This window comes from Orlajensenia leifsoniae, assembly GCF_004570845.1.
GTDB classification, from domain to species: domain Bacteria; phylum Actinomycetota; class Actinomycetes; order Actinomycetales; family Microbacteriaceae; genus Orlajensenia; species Orlajensenia leifsoniae.
The window spans coordinates 113,626-131,863 of record NZ_SPQZ01000006.1 but is presented as its reverse complement, the minus strand read 5'-3'; the positions used below and the strand labels follow the sequence as shown (position 1 = coordinate 131,863).

Sequence of the window (18,238 nt, the reverse complement as noted above, 5' to 3'; positions counted from 1 at the left end):
CTGATGGCCGACCTTGATGCCATCGCCGCGAGCGTCGTCTCGCCTCTCACCAGCACGGCCACCCACGTGGTGCGCGACGCCTTCTCTCTCGTGATCAAGCCGGAGGACGAGTTCGACGAGAGCGCCGTCGCGATCGAGTCGCTCGAGTTCGCCTCCTCGGCCGTCGGCGGCCTGTCGTCGGCCGCGAGCACCCCGGCGGCCGGCACCGTCCGCTCGACCTCGCGAGTGGAGGTGCCCCTGGCCGACAGCGCCGGGGGAGCGGCATCCGCGGGTCTCTCGGTGACGCTCTACGGCCCGGGAGACGTGCGCGGAATCGACCCGGCGCAGATCGTGCGGCGTTTCCCGGCGCCGGGCGCCCAGACGGCCGAGGAGACCGTGCTCGCGCACATCGAGTTCGACCGCCCCGAGCTGCCCTGGGCGTTCAGCGCGACGAAGCAGGCCGCCGTCCTGCGCCCGTGGCTCACCCTCGTGGTGCTCGAACGCTCGAGCGTCGTCCGCGAGCCGGCGACGAGCGCCCTGCTGCCGGTGTTCCAGGTTCCGCTGGCGCAGCTGCCGGCGCTCACCCACGCCGACCTCTGGGCGCACGCTCAGGCGCCGGCCACCACCACGGGGCAGGACCTGAGCGCGCGGCTCTCGCCGGCACACGCTCCGGTCAACCTCTCGCGGGTCATCTCCCCGCGCATCCTCACGCAGGACACCGACTACATCGCCGCCCTCGTTCCGACGACCGACGTCGGGGTGCGCGGCGGACTCGGCCTGACCGGCGGCACCCTCGAGCCGGCCTGGACCACCTCCTCTCCCGACCCGGTGCGCCTGCCCGTCTACGACAGTTGGGAGTTCCGCACCGGTCCCGACGGGGACTTCCGCTCGCTCGCACTCGAGCTGCAGGGAATCGCCGCACCCTACGAGGTCGGACGCAAATTCATCGACACCTCGCAGCCGGGCAAGCCGCTGCGCGCCCTCGGCGCCGACGAGGTGGGGCGCAAGCAGGTGCTGCGCTGCGCCCTGTTCTCCCCCAGCCAGCCGAAGACCCCGGAGCAGAAGGTGGCCGAGACAGCGGTCTGGCCCGACGCCATGATCGACGAGCTGCACGCCGAGCTCGACCTCCCGGCAACCATCGAGGGCACCCAGAAGCAGACCGACGGTGTTCCCGACCTGCCCATCATCGGGCCGCGCATCTACGCCAAGCTGCACCGCGGCAGCGCCGTCATCGAGGGCTCGGACTGGTTCGCCGAGCTCAACCTCGCTCCGGTGAAGCGCATCGTCGGCGGTCTCGGCACCCGCGTCGTGCAGCGCGACCAGGAACGCCTCATGCAGTCGGCCTGGGCGCAGCTCGGCGAGGTCGAGGCGGCCAACCGCGCCATCCGTCTGGCCCAGCTCGCCGAGCTCCTCGCCACCAGGCTGCACAACAGGCTCGGCGAGCTGCAGACCGGACACCTGCTGCAGGTGGCATCGCCCCTCACCACGCGCATCTCCATCAGCGCGGGAAGCACCCTGTTCGCCGACGTCACCCTGAGCGCCACTCCCGTCGCGGCCACGAGCGGCGCGTTCCGACGGGTCACCCGGCCGGCCGGTCCGATGATCCGGCGAACGGATGCCGCCTCCCAGGAGCGCGCGGGCAACGTGGTGGGCACCGAGGCCACCCTGCGCGACTTCACCCGGGTGTACGCGAACCCCGAGGGCATCGGCAGGCTCACCTCCGACGTCGTGTCCCACCTCGACCTGCAGCTGGTGAGCGCCGCCATCGGCACGCCCGTCGATGCCGTCGGCGGACTGCTGAAGCAGGCGAATGCCCAGGTGGAGGGCCAGGGCGGCTTCGCCACCTACCTCACCGAACCGAGCCGGTGGAAGGCGGCCGACACGAGCTTCGACCTCGGCGCCGCCGTGGCCACCCAGTGGACCGAGAAGCTGCTGCGCTCCTCGCCGATCCCCGCTGTCGAGTCGATCCGCGCCCAGCGCGTCGGACCGCTCGCCGCCGAGCTGTCGCTGTCGAAGGCGACGAGCTCCAGCCCGCTGCGCGAGCAGTTGAAGGGCACGGCCGTGACGCTGAACGACCGGGTGCTCGTCGATCTCGGCGTGGTCGACGTGCCGCCCGACGGGCCTGTTGTCGACGGCCCGGTCATCGACGGTCCGATCATCGGCGGACCGGTGATCGACGGCCCCATCATCCGCGGACCGGTCATCGACGGCCCGGTCATCCGCGGTCCCGTCGTCTCGCCGCTCAACCCGCGCATCCCGCTCACCCGCCGTTCCCCCATCGGCGGAGCTGTGGGTCGCCTGCCGCAGGGCGGCGCAGGACCCGCGGTCCGGATCCCCGTCGGCGGCGGTGTGCCCGGGGGCGGCGCCCTGCGAGCTCGCCGCATCCCCGTCGAGGGCCACGTGCTCATCGGCGGCCGCGGCCTGCGGGTCATCGACGTGCAGCACCTCAAGAAGCTCGGCGACACCCGCGACGTGGCCGAACTCGACGCCGGGCTGGCGCAGTTCGCCGACCTGGCCGAGGTGAAGCTCACCCCCACCCTCGATCGCATCGACCAACTGCCCTTCGATGTGCTGCGCGCCGAGATGACCACCCTCATCGACCCCGGCGCCCTGCTCACGATCGACACGGTTCCCCATCGCGAGGCCCTGGAGGTGGCATCCGCCGCCATCACGTCGGCGATCGATCCGCGGCACACTGTGCGCGCCTCGCTCGCGGGGCGGCTGCACCTCAGCGCCGGTCTCGCCGAGCGGTGGGTCGCACAGCCGCGCATCGCGCCGATCATGGCGGCGCCGCGCTTCGACCGGCCCATGTACCGGGCCCTCGAGGAGTACGACCGGGACTGGCTCGTGCCGGGGCTCGGCCTGCTGCCGGCAGACGACTTCGTGACGGTGCTCTCGACCAACCGCGAGTTCATGGCGGCGTTCTTCGTCGGCCTCAGCGACGAGATGGGGCGCGAGCTGCTCTGGCGCGGCTACCCGACCGACCAGCGCGGCACCTACTTCCACCGATTCTGGAACCCGAACGCCGACGAGCTCCCGAAGCCCATCCACCTGTTCCCGAAGAAGGCCCTGGCCGACCAGGTCTCCCTGGGCGGCAGCGGTGGAAAGGACTGCGCCGTGATCGTGGTGAAGAGCGAACTCGTGCGGCGCTTCCCCGATCTCATCATCCAGGCCGTCGAGAACCAGGGCACCGTACGCGACCCCGTCTTCGAGAAGGTCGACTCGCCTCAGAAGACAGCCCGCATCCTGTTCTCCGAGGTACTCGACCCCGACATCGCGCTCGTGGGCGTCGATCTCAGCGTCGACGAGCTCGACGCCGAGAAGTGGTGGATCACCATCGCCGAACATCCGAGCGCCACGCGCTTCACCCGCCCCGCCGACTCCGACCTGCCGGCAGCCCAGAAGTTCCTCACCGACTCAGCACCGCATTCCGCCGACTACGCCGAAGACCACCTGCACCGCCCCGTGCGGGTCGCGTTCCAGGCGACCGACCTCATCGTGAGAGAGGCGTAGACCATGCCCGTCGAGACCCCCGCCGACCTCGCCAGGGTGCGCGAGAGCATCGCGACCCTGGCCGAGAAACGCCGCACGCTCCTGCGCAAGCCGGCCGACCGCGGCCTGCGCGGAGACATCCTGAAACTCGACGACGACCTGCGCGAGATCATCGGCGGCCTCCGCGATCGACTCGACCCGTGCGACGCCTCCCCCGAGGTGCCGCTCGTGCTGCTGCCCGTGCGCATCGAGAGCAAGCTCGCACCCGGGACCTCGACCCTTCGGGTGCGCATCTCGCCCGACGAGGCGCACATCGACAGCCTGCTGCGGTCGGTGACGGATGCGGAAGTGGCCGCCGGCCAGGCCTACTGGCGCACTGTCTGGGTCGACGCAGCCGACCCCGCAGCCTGGTCCGAGCTCACCGAGGCCGTCGGCGCCCGCCGCGCCGGCTGGGTGGCCGAGGTGACGACACCGACGAACCTCGCGACACGAGGTCAGGGCGACCCCGCCTTCCCGGAGACTCCCGAGGAGGTCGCTCATGGCACCGTGGCGCGCTGCCTGCCCGACCAGTTCGTGGTGCGCGTGTTCCCGAGCGGCGGAGCGCCCATCACCGTGACGGGGTCGCCCGTCGCGCCCGACGTTCCGCTCTCGCCCATCGCCTTCGGCGACGACGAGCTGAGCGAGGTGGCCGGCCTGAACGTTCCCGTCGGCTCGGAGTGGACGATCGACTTCACCGCGGCGATGAAGGCCGGCCTGGGTGTGGAGGTACCGCTGCCCGGAGGGACCACCCTCATCGACCGCATCGTCGTCGTCGGCACCCGCAACTCGGTGTCGGAGGAGGCCAACGCTGCGGACTTCGTCGAGCTGCTCACCAGCCACCGGTTCAGTGACGGCGTCTCCCTCCTCGCCGCCGGAACCGCCACCAACAACGCCGACGCCGAGCGCTCGCCCTACCGCCCGGCCGCGAGCGTCGGCGCCCCCGCGCTGGAGCCGCGCACGCCGTCGCGAGACGCGACGCGGCTCGCGGCGGCGCTCGGCCTCGATGCGGCATCCGTCGAGCATCTCCTCGATCCGAACGACCCCGTCTCGACCCAGGACCAGGCGGAGGCCGCCGCGAACACCGCGCTCTGGTTCGCCACCTGGGAGGGCGTGCTCGAGCGCCTCGACGACGCCGCCATCCCGGCCGTCACCCCGAGCAGCATCGAGTCGGCCCGGCGCCTGCACCGCGATCACGTGCGCGGAGCCGGCCCCGCGCCCACGTTGCGCATCGGCGCCCAGCCCTACGGCGTGCTTCCCGTGACGGATCTCGACGCCTGGAGCCCGAGGTCGGGCGAGATCACGGCGCACCTCGTGCCGCTGATCCGCCGCACGCTGGCGCGCTGGGCGAGTCGGGCACCCGTGGTGCCGCACGTGCGCCCCGGCGACCAGCTCAGCGACCAGGACCTGCTCGACATGCTGGGCACCAGCCCCGTGGCCATAGGCGTGCGGGCGAGGCCCGCCGTCGACGGGCCCCAGCTCGCCCCCTTCGCAGCGGCGACGGGAGCCGACCCCTCCCAGCTGCTCGCCGAGGCGCAGCTGCGCACGGCCATGCTGGCGCAGTTCTCGGTGGATGCCGCGAAGATCCTGAAGACCCCGGCGCCGCACGACGAGTCCCGCACCATCGGCCTGCCGCTGGTGTCGGATCGGGACGCCGAGGTCGTGGCCGAGATCCTCGCCGGCACCACTCCGAAGGTCGACAGCGTGCTGCAGGCCCTGCTCGACATCGCGTGGGACAGCGCCCAGCGGCTGCGCTTCCGGGCGACGCCGCAGGAGTTCGTGGGCCCCCTGCTCGACTTCGTGCAGCTCGACCCCGACATCGCCGCGATCGTGAAGACGGCGGCATCCGCCGACGCCGCCGTCGACGACACGGCACCGTCGCGCTTCTTCGCCGCGGCAGAGAAGGTGGCCGCCGTGCAGCACTTCGACGGGCAGCCGGCGGAGCGCGTGAGCATCTCCGCCCTCGAGCCCGTCGCCGAAGCGCGCACCTCGCTCGCGCAGGTGGCCCTCGACCTGGGCGACACGGCGCAGGCGAAGTGGCTGGGCGGCAGCGCCATCACCGAGCTGCTCTACGCCTTCGGCGTGGGCGGCGAGGTGCGGGCGGCCATGATCGCGCTCGCGGCGTCTCCGCTCGAGGAGCGCCGCATCGCCGTCGCCCACGCGCTCGACCTCGCGTCGCACCGCGTCGATGCCTGGGCGACAGGCCTGGCGACGTCGCGCCGGGCCACGCTCGCGGCATCCGCCCCCGTCGGCATGACCATCGGGGCGTTCGGCTACGTCGAGCAGATCAGGCTGGGGGCGACCCGCCGCGATCCCGACGGCTGGATCCACGCGCCGAGCAGTTCGCACGCCGTCGCCGCCGGAGTGCTCGCCAGTGCCCACCGCTCCAACATCGGCGCGAAGCCCGGCGCCCAGCCGTTCGCGATCGACCTGTCGAGCCGCCGGGGCGTGGAGCTCCGCCGTGTGCTCGAGGGCGTGCAGGCCGGCCAGTCCATCGGCGCCCTGCTCGGTTACCAGATCGAGCGAGGACTCGCCGGAACATCGGCAGCCCGCTTCCAGCTGTCGCTGCGACAGATCGCGCCGGAGGCCACGGACCAGCTCGGCAACGACGAGGCACAGGAGGTCGCTGCGGCACGGGTCGCCGGTGGCGACGTCGTCGACGGCGCCGAGCTGCTGCGGCTGTTCCCCCTCGAGTCACTCGAAGGTGGCAGCCCACCGCTGCGCACGCGCCTCTCACGCAAGCCCGACAACGCCTTCATCGAGACCTGGGATCCGGTGTCGAACGCCGAGTGGGACCTCGTGCTCGCCGCCCTGCGTGGGGCTGCGGCCACCCTCGACGCCGTCTCGGACGCCCTCCTCAGCGAGAGCGTTCTGCAGTACTCGTCGGGCAACCCGTCGCGAGCCTCCGCCGCGATGGACGCCATGGCCAGCGGCGCCGCCGTCGACCCCGACCTCGGGGTGCTGAACGTGCGCCAGACCGGCCGGATCCTCACCCACGGGGTGTTCGCGGTCATTCCGGTCGGGGCGACGGGCTGGTCGAGCACCCGCCCCCGGGCTCTGGCCGAACCCCGGCTCGAGGCGTGGGCGGCCAGGCGTCTCGGTGATCCGGCCGAGATCGCGGTGACGGATGCCGCAGGCAACAGGCACACCCTCGCCGAGGCCGGCTGGGCAGCCCTCGACCTGGTCTTCACCGACGACGCGGCCTCCCTCGACCGCGAGCTGCGCGCCGCCATCCCCGCGATGGCCGACGCCCCGCTCGCCGACGAGTTGCTGCACGCTGCCGCGCTCGCCGGCAGCCTCCGTTCCCTCGCGGCCGGCGGAACACCGCTCGGCCCCGACTCCCTCGTGCGAACCGGCGTCACCCCCCAACGCCGGTTCGACACGGCCGAACTGCTGGGTCGCTGCGACGCCGTGCTCGACGCGCTCGGCGACGTGCTGGCCTCGGGCCAGGCCGTGATCACCGCCGTCGATGAAGACACCCTCGCGATCGAGGAGGACGACGTGGCCGACGTCGTCGCCGCCGTGCGGGGACTCGCTGCCTTCGGGATTCCCCTGGTTCCGGATGCCGCGATCCCGTCGAACGTGGCCTGGGCCGTCGGCGCCTGGCAGGCGGCATCCGCTCGCCTCGAGCAGGCCAGGGCGACTCTGGCCGCCCTGCGCGACCCCACCCGCAACCCCGCCGCCACCGAGGGCGAGATCGTCGACGCCTGCCGCGCCGTGGCCGAGGGCATCCTCGGCGATGGTTTCCTGCTGCTTCCGCTGCTGGCGAAGCCGGCCGGCGCCGACTCCTTCGCCGAGGCCGTCACGAAGCCGGCTCTGAAGAAGCAGCCGGCTCGGGCGCAGCTCAACGCCTTCGTGCGCGACCACGCGACGGTGCAGGCCGGCGTGGGGCGGCTGGCCGAGGCGCAGCTTCTCGGCGGCGCCCTCGGCACCCCGATCCCGCTGCGCGTCGTGCAACTCACCGAGCGCGACGAGGCCACGGGCAAGCCGGCCACCGGCACCGACCGCTGGCTGGCCGGGCCCCTGCCCGACGACGTGCCATGGCCCGCGGCATCCGCGAGCCATCTCGTCGTCGAGATCGTGGGCGATGACGATGCCGTGGCCGGAGCCTTCGCCGGGCTCGCCATCGACGGCTGGGCCGAGACGCTGCCCTACCAGCCCGACCCTCGGGCGTTCGACCCGGCCGCTCCCGACAATCCGCTGCGCGCGGCTCGGGCCACCACCGGACTGGCCGTGCATGCCAATCAGGCCTCGGCGCGAGCTCCGCAGGTGCTGCTCTCGGCTGTGTCACCGGACGGGAAGCGGTGGACGACCGACTCCGTCGTGGCGACGGTGCTCGAGGCCGTCGACCTGGCCAAGGCCCGACTGGTGACCTACGAGCACACCCCGGGAGATGCGGCCATCCTGCCCGCGATCTACGTGGCGAGCCCGTGGCTGCAGATCCGCAAGGGACTCCAGTTCGCCGAACTGGCCAAGGTGAAATGGTCCGGGGATGCCATCCCGTTCCTCTCGGAGGTGAAGTGATGGCCGTCAACATCCCCATCGACATGATGGTGAACGCCGTGACCGACCAGAACCTGGCGGCGATCGTGAAGCTGCTGCAGGTCGCCGATCCTCCGGCCATGGTGCGACTCGAGCCCGATTCGATCACCGGCGATCCGGCTCCCGGCTCCGAGGCGCGCATCGGCGACCCGGCCTGGATGCTCGGGCGGCAGTGGCAGTTCGGCGAGCTCACCGGCGAGGACGCCGGCTCCGTCGTCTCCGTGCACGTGGCGTCGAGCGCGCTGCCGATCACGGCGTGGGCGCCGCTCGTGGGGGCTGCGGCCTCCTCGTCCGATCTGGCCGGGGTCGAGTGGCGGCCCTGGCGCGAGGGAGCCCTGCTCGAGGAACTCGTGCAGGACGTCCCCGAGCTGGCCTTCGGCGACGGCCTGCGGCAGCGGGCCGAGGCCGGCGCCCAGCTCGTCGACCTGCTGACTGACGCCGGCGAGAAGACACTGGCGCGGTCGCTCGCAGCGCGGCATCCGCTCGCCCTCGAGGACGACCCCAACGACCCCCTGGGCCTCAACGACCCGCAGGCCGCGCGGCTGTTCGCCGTGCTCGGAGGTGCGGTGCCCGACGGCGGCTCCCTCGCGACCGAGCTGGGGGCGGGCGACCCATCCTGGATCGGGGAGGCGACGGATGCCGCTGCCACTCGTGCCGTGATCGTCGAGTGGCTCGACTGGCTGGGCGGCGCGCCGGACTCAGGGGGAGCGTGGTCGACCGAGCGGCTCGAATACAGCTTCGCCCTGCGCTTCGGCGACGAGGACAACGCGGTGTTCGCACGCGGCACCCAGTTCGGCTCGGCATCGGTGCGCTGGAGCGACCTCGAGTGGGTGGAAGGCGCGAGCGGCGCGGTCCCCGACGAGTCGGCGGCGGGCACCCCCGTGACCAGCGAGGCGACGATGCTCGCCACTCCGCTGCGGTTCCCGGGCATGCCAGCCGACCGCTACTGGCAGCTGGAGGACGGCGCCGTCGACCTCGGCGCCATCGAGGCGCAGACCAACGACCTCGCCAGACTCTGCCTGGCCGAGTTCGCACTGTCCTCCGGCGACGACTGGCTCGCCGTGCCTGTCGACGGCCTGCTGGGGGCCGTCAACAGAGTCGGCGTCGTCACCCTCACCGACGACTTCGGCGATGCCGTGACAGTGCCCGAACTCGTCGATCCGGCCTTCACGATGTTCGGGGTGGCGTCTGCCGCCGGGCGGATGCTGCCCGGCATCGTGCTTCCTCCCACCGCTGTCGGCACCCTCGTGGGCGAGGCCCTCGAGGACGTGCTGTTCCTTCGCGACGAGATGGCGAACATGGCGTGGGCCATCGAGAACTCCGTGCAGGGTCGCAGCGGCGATCCGCGGCGACGCTCGAGCGAGCGGCCTCCCGAGCCGGATCCGTGGCCGACCGGCCTCACTCAGGAGGAGCGGGCTTACAGGCTGCAGTCACCGGTGCCGGCGCACTGGATTCCGCTGGCGCCGGTGGCCCTGAAGCCCGGTCAGGTGTCGCTGCGCAAGGCTGCCCTGCTGCGCGACGGGGTGCCGGTCATTCCGAGCGGCGTCACGTTGAGTCCGACTCCGCTGACCTTCCCGGGCGAGGAGTTGCCGCGGGAGGGCGTGCACCTGCGCGCCGTTCCCGTGCTGGCGCGTCGGGCCGACGGCCGGTACGCGAAGTGGGCGGCGTACCGGGTGCGCACCGGCCGAGGCGAGGCCTCCAGCCGGCTGGCGTGGGACTCGGCCCTGTCGTTCACCGACATGACTCATCCGCCGACGGCGTAGGCATCCCCGCTCGCTGAGCCCCGGATGGAGTCCGCGGGCTAAGCGCGCTTCGGGCGGTCGCTGCGCTCGGCCCTCAGCGAGCGGTGGGCGCCTGGCTCGCTACACCCCGCCGCCACCGCCTCCGCCACTGCCGCCGCCCGACGACGCACCGCCGGAGGAGCCGCCACCCGCGGCCGAGTAGCTCGAGGTGACGCTCGTCGAGACGGAACTGATGCTCGTCGCGAAGAGCGCCGCATTGAACGGATGGGACCCGGCGTACCAATCCGGCTGCGATCCGGTCTGCTCGTAGTAGCGGGCGAGTTCGGCAGTCCACTTCTTCTCGTGACCGAGCAGCACGGCCCAGGGCAGCAGCCGTTCGGTGAGGTCGAGCATCTGTTCGCTGTCGTCGGTGGCGATCGGCGTCCGTTCGGCTCCCTGCGGCGACTGCAGGTAGCGGATGCGGTCGGCCTCGGCCAGCTCGATGTACTCGTCGAGCCCCTTGAGGTGGTCTCGGGCCGCGACGCCCTTGGCGTCGAGAGGGTACTTGGCCACGGCGATGCACGCCACGACCAGGGCCAGCAGTGCGACGCCGATGAACACGCCGGGCCAGAAGCCGCCGTAGACGGTGGCCAGGGAGATGGCCGAGAACAGGACCGCCAGGACGCCGGCCACGATCGCTCCGACGATGACGAGCGTGACGGCTCCCGTGGGGAACGGCTTGCGGTAGGCATCCGTCACGGCGTCAGCCCGCACCCTCTTGCCCGCAGCGGTGAGGCGCTTCAGCGCCTTCGAGTCCGTCTTACCGAGCGGCCGGCGCTCGCCGGGGGTGAGCTCGTCCCCGAAGATGGCATGCAGCACCTCGAGGTCGTCGACACTCGGCTCGGGATTGCGGTAGGCCTCGCGACCCGTTGCGCGGGTCTGGAGGAACTCGATCTCGTAGGAGTCCTTGCCCCCGGGCTTCTCGTTCGCCACCTCCACTATGCGCACGCGTCCGGCCACGGCGAGCGCGAGGATCTGCGCCGGCGGGGCCGTCGTGGTCTTGTTGAGGATGACACCGGCCAGGGCGATGCCGACCCCGGGCGGAGGCAGGTACTCGGCCACGATGATCCCCCGGCCCGGGGCATCCTTCAGCCGGGTCGAGCGCACGACGAACGCCCCGATCATGGCCAGCACGGTGAGCAGGGTGAACACGAGCGCGATGATCGGCCACGGGGCCGCAGTGAAGCTGTCGTCGCGCGGGACGAACGTGCCGTTCTCGAAGCCGATGGAGAAGGACAGGTTCTCGTGCGGTCCGAGATCGGATGCCGCGAACTCGTAGCCGTCGGCCGTCTCGGAGATCTGGGCCGGTCCGTCTGCGCCCTCGGCGCCCGAGGCCGCATCCGCCTCTCCGGTGCGCGCCTCCAGGAGCTCGTCGGTGAGGTGCACGCTGGCGGTGACCCGGCCGAACGGCTGCGCCCAGTCCGTGCCGTTCGTGTCGCGGTAGAACTCCTGCGCATCGGTGTCGGAGTAGTACTTGTCGAGGTACTTCTCGGTGTAGGTGATCACGTAGGTCTGGCGCCCGTGCACGTACTCGTCGCCCGCGATGGTCAGGCTCACGACGCCGTCGTCGCTGTCCTCCTCGAAAGCACGCTTCTCGCCGTCGCCGTCGGTGACCGAGACGATGGTCAGCTCGGTCGGATGCCCGTCGTACTCGGCGTTCAGGTTGCGACGGATGCCGCGATTCTGGTCGGCATCCGGGAACACCGCCACGAGGGTCTCGACGGTGTCCACCGTGGAGTGGCCCTCCGCGTCGCGATCCAGCGAATAGTCCCCGTGGAAGCTCTCGAAGGTGAAGTCGTCGACGTCGGCGAGCGCCGGGGCCGCCGGGAGCACTGCTCCGCCGACGGCGATCGCGGCGGCGATGGTCAGGGCGATGAGTCTTCTCACACGACCCAGCCTAGGTCGGGCACCGTCATCGCATGGGGTTGGTGAAACGGATGCCGCCCGGGAGTCGGCCATACTCGAGACCATGTCCATCCCGCCAGCGCCGAACAGCACGCAGCGCCCGCACCCGAACTGGCGCGTGCACCCGGCGTGGATCGTCGCCGGGGTGGCGTTCCTCGCGCTGGTCGGTGCCGCCGGGTTCCGAGCGGCACCGAGCGTGCTCATGCTGCCGCTTGAGGCCGAGTTCGGGTGGTCGCGCACCCAGCTCTCGGTGGCCGTGACGGTGAACCTGCTGCTCTACGGCCTGATGGCGCCGTTCGCCGCGGCCCTCATGGCCCGCTTCGGCATGCGCATCGTCACCACCTGCGCACTGCTGCTGGTCGCGGCCGGTGCAGGCCTCAGCATCTTCGCGACGGAGCCGTGGATGCTGGTGCTTACGTGGGGGTTCCTCATCGGCATCGGCACGGGATCGATGGCGCTGGTCTTCGCGGCGACCGTGGCCGATCAGTGGTTCGTGCGCAGCCGCGGACTCGTGGTGGGCATCCTCACGGCCGGCAGCGCGACGGGCCAGCTGGCGTTCCTCCCGTTCATCGCGATCCTCGTCGAGCAGCAGGGCTGGCGCCAGGCGAGCCTGCTCGTGGCCTGCGGGGCGCTCGCCGTGGTTCCGCTGGTCCTCCTCTTCCTGCGCAACAACCCCGTCGACCTCGGGCTCACGCCGTTCGGCGCCCCAGACTCCTACGTCTACCAGCCGCCGGCGCGGGGCAACGCGGCGAAGCTCGCACTGTCGACCCTCGCCAGGGCCAGCAGGGTGCGCACCTTCTGGGCGCTCGTGGCGGGGTTCGCCATCTGCGGCGCGACCACCAACGGCCTGGTCGGCACCCACTTCATCCCGAGCGCGCACGACCACGGCATGGCCGAGACGACGGCGGCAGGTCTGCTGGCGGTCGTGGGGATCTTCGACATCGTCGGCACGATCGCCTCTGGATGGCTGACGGATCGGGTGAACCCGCGCATCCTGCTGGCCGTCTACTACGCCGGACGCGGCGTCGGCCTGCTCGTGCTTCCGTTCCTGCTGTCGGCCACCGTGGCACCGCCCATCATCATCTTCGTCGTCATCTACGGGCTCGACTGGGTGGCGACGGTCCCGCCGACGGTCGCCCTCTGCCGCGAGGTGTTCGGCAAGGACGGCCCCATCGTCTTCGGCTGGGTGTTCGCATCGCACCAGGTCGGAGCCGCCATCGCCGCCACTGCGGCAGCGACGGTGCGCGACGCTACAGGCGAATACACACTGGCCTGGTTCGGCGCTGCCGGGCTGTGCATCGTGGCCGCGGTCGTGAGCATCTCGATCTCCCGGCGGCCGCGACCGCTGGCTGCGGCATCCGTCACCTGAAACGAGCATTGTTCGCTTGACCTCGTCGCGAACAAGTGCGACTCTGAAAGGCTGATCGGCTGCGCGGGGACCACCCTCCTCCGCGCTCGTCCCACCGGCGACAGCTCCTGCTTCCTGCAGTGTCGGTGGGTACCGGGATACTGCCCTCACACCCCGCATTCCTCTGCCTTCCACCACCCTTCGGAGATCTGATGCTCGGAAAACTCCTCGTCCGCTACCTGAAGCCGTACCGCTGGGCGCTGCTCGGCGTGCTGGTCTTCCAGTTCATCGCGGCCCTCGCGTCGCTGTACCTGCCCACCCTGAACGCCCAGATCATCGACGAGGGCGTCGCCACGGGCGACACCGCCTACATCTGGTCGACCGGCGTCATGATGCTCGGCATCTCCCTCGGCCAGATCATCGCGTCGATCATCGCCACCTATTTCGCCGCTCGTGCGGCCATGCAGATGGGCCGCGACATCCGCGACAACATCTTCGAGAAGGTGAGCGGATTCTCCGAGCGCGAGGTGTCGCAGTTCGGCGCCGGCTCGCTCATCACGCGCAACACGAACGACGTGCAGCAGGTGCAGATGCTCGCCATGATGGGCGCGACCATGCTCGTCTCAGCGCCCCTGCTGGCCATCGGCGGGGTCATCATGGCCATCCGTCAAGACATCGGCCTCACCTGGATCATCGCGATCGCGGTTCCGGCCCTGCTCGTCGTGGCCGGTCTCATCATCAGCCGCATGGTGCCGCTGTTCCGCACCTACCAGAAGCGCCTCGACGCCGTGAACCGCATCATGCGCGAGCAGCTCACCGGCATCCGGGTCGTGCGCGCGTTCGTGCGCGAGCCCATCGAGGAGGAGCGCTTCGCCGGGGCCAACTACGACATCATGGTCGTCGGCCGCAAGGTCGGTTCGCTCTTCGTCGTCCTGTTCCCGCTCGCGATGCTGGTGCTCAACGTCACCGTCGTCGCCGTGATCTGGTTCGGCGCGATCCGGGTGAACGACGGCGACATAGAGGTCGGCACGCTCTTCGCCTTCATGCAGTACATCATGCAGATCCTCATGGGCGTGCTCATGGCGAGCTTCATGACGATCATGATCCCGCGCGCAGCCGTCTCCGCCGACCGCATCGGAGAGGTTCTCGGCAGCTCGAGCACGCTGATCCGCCCGACCCAGCCGGCGACCACCTTCCCCGAGCCCGGGTCGGTGGCCTTCGACGGCGCCGGTTTCACCTACCCCGGTGCCGAGCAGCCTGTGCTCTCCGGCATCACGTTCCGGGCCGAGCCGGGTGAGACCGTGGCCGTCGTCGGATCGACCGGAGCCGGCAAGACCACCCTCGTCTCGCTCATCCCCCGACTGTTCGACGTGACGGCCGGCTCCGTGTCGGTCGGCGGCGTCGACGTGCGCCAGGCCGACCTCGACCTCCTGTGGAACGGCATCGGCCTGGTGCCGCAGCGTCCGTTCCTGTTCACCGGGACCATCGCATCCAACCTCCGGTTCGGGCGGGAGGATGCGACGGACGACGAGCTGTGGCGCGCACTCGAGATCGCCCAGGGCGCCGACTTCGTCTCCGAGATGGACGGCCAGCTCGAGGCCCGCATCGCCCAGGGCGGCACGAACGTCTCGGGCGGCCAGCGCCAGCGCCTCGCCATCGCGCGGGCCATCGTGCACCAGCCCGACGTGCTCGTGTTCGACGACTCGTTCTCGGCCCTCGACCTCACCACCGACGCCCGACTACGACAAGCCCTCTGGAGGGAGTTGCCCCAGGTGACGAAGATCGTGGTCGCCCAGCGCATCTCGACCATCACCGATGCCGACCGCATAGTCGTGCTCGACGACGGCCGGATGGTGGGGGTCGGAACGCACGAGCAGCTGCTCGAGTCGAGCCAGACCTACCGTGAGATCGTCGAATCGCAGCTCGGAGTGGAGGCAAGCGCATGAGCACCGGGACAACCAGCGCGATCTCCGCAGAGGAGCAGCTCGAACTCGAACTCGCCGAGCAGGCGCGTCTCGCCTCCGGCGACTGGGACAGCGTCAAGCCGGGCAAGGCGGCCAACTTCCGCGAGAGCTTCGGTCGACTCATCGGCCTGCTGAAGCCGCACCGCGTCGCCTTCATCTTCGTGTCGTTGCTCGGCGCGATCGGCGTCCTCCTCACCGTCGCGGCACCGAAGGTGCTCGGCGAGGCGACCAACATCATCTTCGAGGGCGTCGTCTCCGCGCAGCTGCCGGCCGGCGTCACCCAAGACCAGGTCGTGGAGGGCCTCCGCGCCGACGGGCAGACCGATCAGGCCAACATGATCGCCGCCATGAACATCACGCCGGGCGAGGGCGTCGACTTCGTTCGGCTCAGCCAGGTGCTCATGTTCGTCCTGGCGCTCTACCTGGTGGCCTCCGTGCTGAGCTGGGTGCAGGGCTTCGTGATCAACATCATCATGATGCGCACCATGTACCGCCTCCGCGAATCCGTCGAGGCGAAGATCAACCGCCTGCCGCTCAGCTACTTCGACAAGGTGCAGCGCGGCGAGCTCATCTCGCGCGTCACGAACGACATCGACAACATCACGCAGACGATGCAGCAGTCGCTCTCGACGGTCATCACGAGTGTGCTCACCGTGGTCGGCGTGATGATCATGATGTTCTCGATCTCGTGGCAGCTCAGCATCGTCGCCCTCGTCTCCCTGCCGCTGATGGGCGTCATCTTCGGGGTCATCGGTCCCAAGTCGCAGAAGGCCTTCAACATCCAGTGGCGCAAGGTCGGCCGACTCAACGCCCGCGTCGAGGAGTCGTTCTCCGGACACGCCCTCGTCAAGGTGTTCGGTCGCGAGGAAGACGCCATGGCGAAGTTCAAGGCGGAGAACGAGGAGCTCTACCAGGCCTCGTTCAAGGCGCAGTTCCTCTCGGGCATGATCATGCCCGGGATGATGTTCATCGGAAACCTCACCTACGTGGGCATCGCCGTGCTCGGCGGGCTCATGGTGGCCAGCGGTCAGCTGCGCCTCGGTGATGTGCAGGCGTTCATCCAGTATTCGCAGCAGTTCACGCAGCCGCTGTCCGAGCTGGGCGGAATGGCCGCCGTCGTGCAGTCCGGCGTCGCCTCCGCCGAGCGCGTCTTCGAACTGCTCGACGAGGAGGAGCAGGAGCCCGACGCCGTCGACGCCCCGAAGCCGGTCGATGGCGACGGCACGATCTCGTTCGAGAACGTGGCCTTCTCCTACACACCCGATCGCCCCCTGATCCGCGACCTGTCGTTCAGCGTGAAGCCGGGCCAGACCGTGGCGATCGTCGGGCCGACGGGCGCCGGCAAGACCACGCTGGTGAACCTCATCATGCGGTTCTACGAGCTGAACGGCGGCCGCATCCTCATCGACGGCCAGGACATCGCCGACCTGCGGCGCCACGACGTGCGTTCGCGCACGGGCATGGTCCTGCAGGATCCGTGGCTGTTCGCCGGAACCATCCGCGAGAACATCCGCTACGGGCGTCAGGACGCGACGGATGACGACATCGTGGCGGCGGCGAAGGCCACCTACGTCGACAGGTTCGTGCACTCCCTGCCCGAGGGCTACGACACCGTCCTCGACGAGGACGCGTCCAACGTGTCAGCCGGCGAGAAGCAGCTCATCACGATCGCGCGAGCGTTCGTATCGGCTCCGTCGGTGCTCATCCTCGACGAGGCGACCTCATCGGTCGACACCCGCACCGAGCTGCTCCTGCAGCACGCCATGGCGGCGCTCCGCAACGGTCGCACCTCGTTCGTGATCGCGCACCGCCTGTCGACCATCCGCGACGCCGACCTGATCCTGGTGATGGAGCACGGTGACATCGTGGAGCAGGGTTCGCACGAGGAGCTCATCGCACGCGAGGGGGCGTACTTCCGCCTCTACAACTCGCAGTTCCAGGGCGCGACCGACATCGACGCCGAGCTCGCCGCCGTCACCGGCTCGGTGTCTGCGGCATCCGGAACCGACGTCGTCGAATCGGAGAGCGACCCGGCGAACGCGTAGGCATCCGGGTGCTCCGACTCAACCCGTCGGAGCACCCGGCACGCAAGAGTTCACCTGAACGCCCTGTCGCCGCCGGCGGGATCCGGCCAGACTCGTGCCATGGGAGCACGTGACGAACGGATGCCGCGCACGATCTCGCCGGCGGCGGTCGTCGGGGTGCTCTGCGTGGCGACGTCGGTCATCGCGGCCATCGCAGGGATCGCCATCGTCATGACGGGTACCAAGATCGCGTTCCTGCTGGTCCTGGCTGCCTTCCCCGTGTTCGTCACGGGCATCGGCGCTCTCGCCGTCGACGCGCGGCGGCGGTGACGGCGGTGACGGCGATGTCGGCGCCCGACCCGGCGTCTGCCTCGACAACGACGGTGGTGCCGCCACGCTCGGCCATCCGCGCGCCCTGGGTTCCGACCGCCATCCTCCTCGTAGTCGCCGGAACCGCTCTCCTCCTCGCTGCCGGCATCAGGTGGCGTCCGTGCGTCATCGGCCTCGATACCCGGGCGTGCGTCGCGGCGCAGGATCACCTGCGCGACTACGGAATCGTCAGCGCACCGTTCGAGCCGATCCTCGGCGCCGTCGTGCTCGCCGCCCTCGCCTCGTTCGTGATGACGGGATTCTGGCTGCTGTGGGCGTCCTGGGCCGCGGCGTCGCGCACAGCTGTGGTCGCCTGCCTCGTGGCAGCGGCGTCGAGCGCCGTCATCGGCTCGGGCCAGCTTCTGGCGGCGCTGACGGATGGCGCCCTCGGTGTGCTCGGCTGGGTTCCGGCATCCGTTCTCGGCCTCATCGCACTCCTGGCGCCGGTCGTGGCCTCGGTCGTCCTGCTCGTGCTCTCCCCGTCGCGCCGGGGTCGCCTGGCCTGGGCCGTGCTCGCCATCGGGCTGTGCCTCGGCAGTCAGGTCGCCGAGTTCGTGATCCTGTCGAACCTGTTCCTCGCCTCCCACGATTCCCCGATCGGAACGGGTTTCCTGCCGGGTGTCGTGCTGGTGGTCAGCGGATGCCTCTTCGGCGTCGCCGGGATCGACCGCGCCGGAACCCGCGTTGTCAACCCTCCCCCGAGTTGACGTTCGCAACCTGTCGCAGGCATACGATGGATGCCGTGGAAAGGGCGGCTCCTGTGCGAGCCGAGGACCTGATGATGCCGAGGAAGCCGTC

Annotated in this window: 9 protein-coding genes; 8 read left to right on the top strand and 1 reads right to left on the bottom strand. The window is 70.6% G+C overall.

Annotated features, from left to right (window positions below; translation table 11 throughout):
* Positions 1–3: 3 nt before the first annotated feature.
* Genes E4M00_RS14995 through E4M00_RS14985 form a run of 3 tightly spaced genes read left to right on the top strand, consistent with a single transcriptional unit; the run spans position 4 to position 9,812 of the window.
* Positions 4–3,492, top strand: coding sequence for a hypothetical protein (locus E4M00_RS14995; protein WP_135121295.1), 3,489 nt, complete (start codon positions 4–6; stop codon positions 3,490–3,492).
* Positions 3,493–3,495: 3 nt separating this feature from the next.
* Positions 3,496–8,031 carry a hypothetical protein gene (locus E4M00_RS14990; RefSeq protein ID WP_135121294.1) on the top strand — a complete coding sequence of 1,512 codons (4,536 nt, stop codon included), beginning with the start codon at positions 3,496–3,498 and terminating at the stop codon, positions 8,029–8,031.
* Positions 8,031–9,812 (top strand): hypothetical protein, encoded by a 1,782-nt coding sequence (locus tag E4M00_RS14985; RefSeq protein ID WP_135121293.1) that lies wholly within the window; start codon positions 8,031–8,033, stop codon positions 9,810–9,812. The genes E4M00_RS14990 and E4M00_RS14985 overlap by 1 nt, the downstream gene beginning before the upstream one ends.
* A gap of 99 nt (positions 9,813–9,911) precedes the next feature.
* Here E4M00_RS14985 and E4M00_RS14980 read toward each other — a convergent pair whose 3' ends face one another.
* Positions 9,912–11,717: a DUF2207 family protein gene (locus E4M00_RS14980; protein WP_240037180.1), complete on the bottom strand. Its 1,806-nt coding sequence runs from the start codon at positions 11,715–11,717 to the stop codon at positions 9,912–9,914.
* An 82-nt stretch (positions 11,718–11,799) separates the two neighbouring features.
* Here E4M00_RS14980 and E4M00_RS14975 point away from each other — a divergent pair, with 82 nt between their 5' ends.
* The 5 genes from E4M00_RS14975 (at position 11,800) to E4M00_RS14955 (ending at position 18,147) form a co-directional block, all read left to right on the top strand.
* A complete protein-coding gene (locus E4M00_RS14975; RefSeq protein ID WP_135121291.1) occupies positions 11,800–13,104 on the top strand; it encodes an MFS transporter in 1,305 nt (434 codons plus the stop codon).
* Between the two features lie 191 nt (positions 13,105–13,295).
* Positions 13,296–15,029, top strand: a complete 1,734-nt coding sequence (locus E4M00_RS14970; protein ID WP_135121290.1) for an ABC transporter ATP-binding protein — start codon at positions 13,296–13,298, stop codon at positions 15,027–15,029.
* Positions 15,026–17,092 (top strand): ABC transporter ATP-binding protein, encoded by a 2,067-nt coding sequence (locus E4M00_RS14965; protein ID WP_135121289.1) that lies wholly within the window; start codon positions 15,026–15,028, stop codon positions 17,090–17,092. The genes E4M00_RS14970 and E4M00_RS14965 overlap by 4 nt, the downstream gene beginning before the upstream one ends.
* 99 nt (positions 17,093–17,191) lie before the next feature.
* Positions 17,192–17,401: a hypothetical protein gene (locus E4M00_RS14960; protein ID WP_135121288.1), complete on the top strand. Its 210-nt coding sequence runs from the start codon at positions 17,192–17,194 to the stop codon at positions 17,399–17,401.
* 53 nt (positions 17,402–17,454) lie between these two features.
* Positions 17,455–18,147, top strand: a complete 693-nt coding sequence (locus E4M00_RS14955; RefSeq protein ID WP_135121287.1) for a hypothetical protein — start codon at positions 17,455–17,457, stop codon at positions 18,145–18,147.
* Positions 18,148–18,238 lie beyond the last annotated feature (91 nt).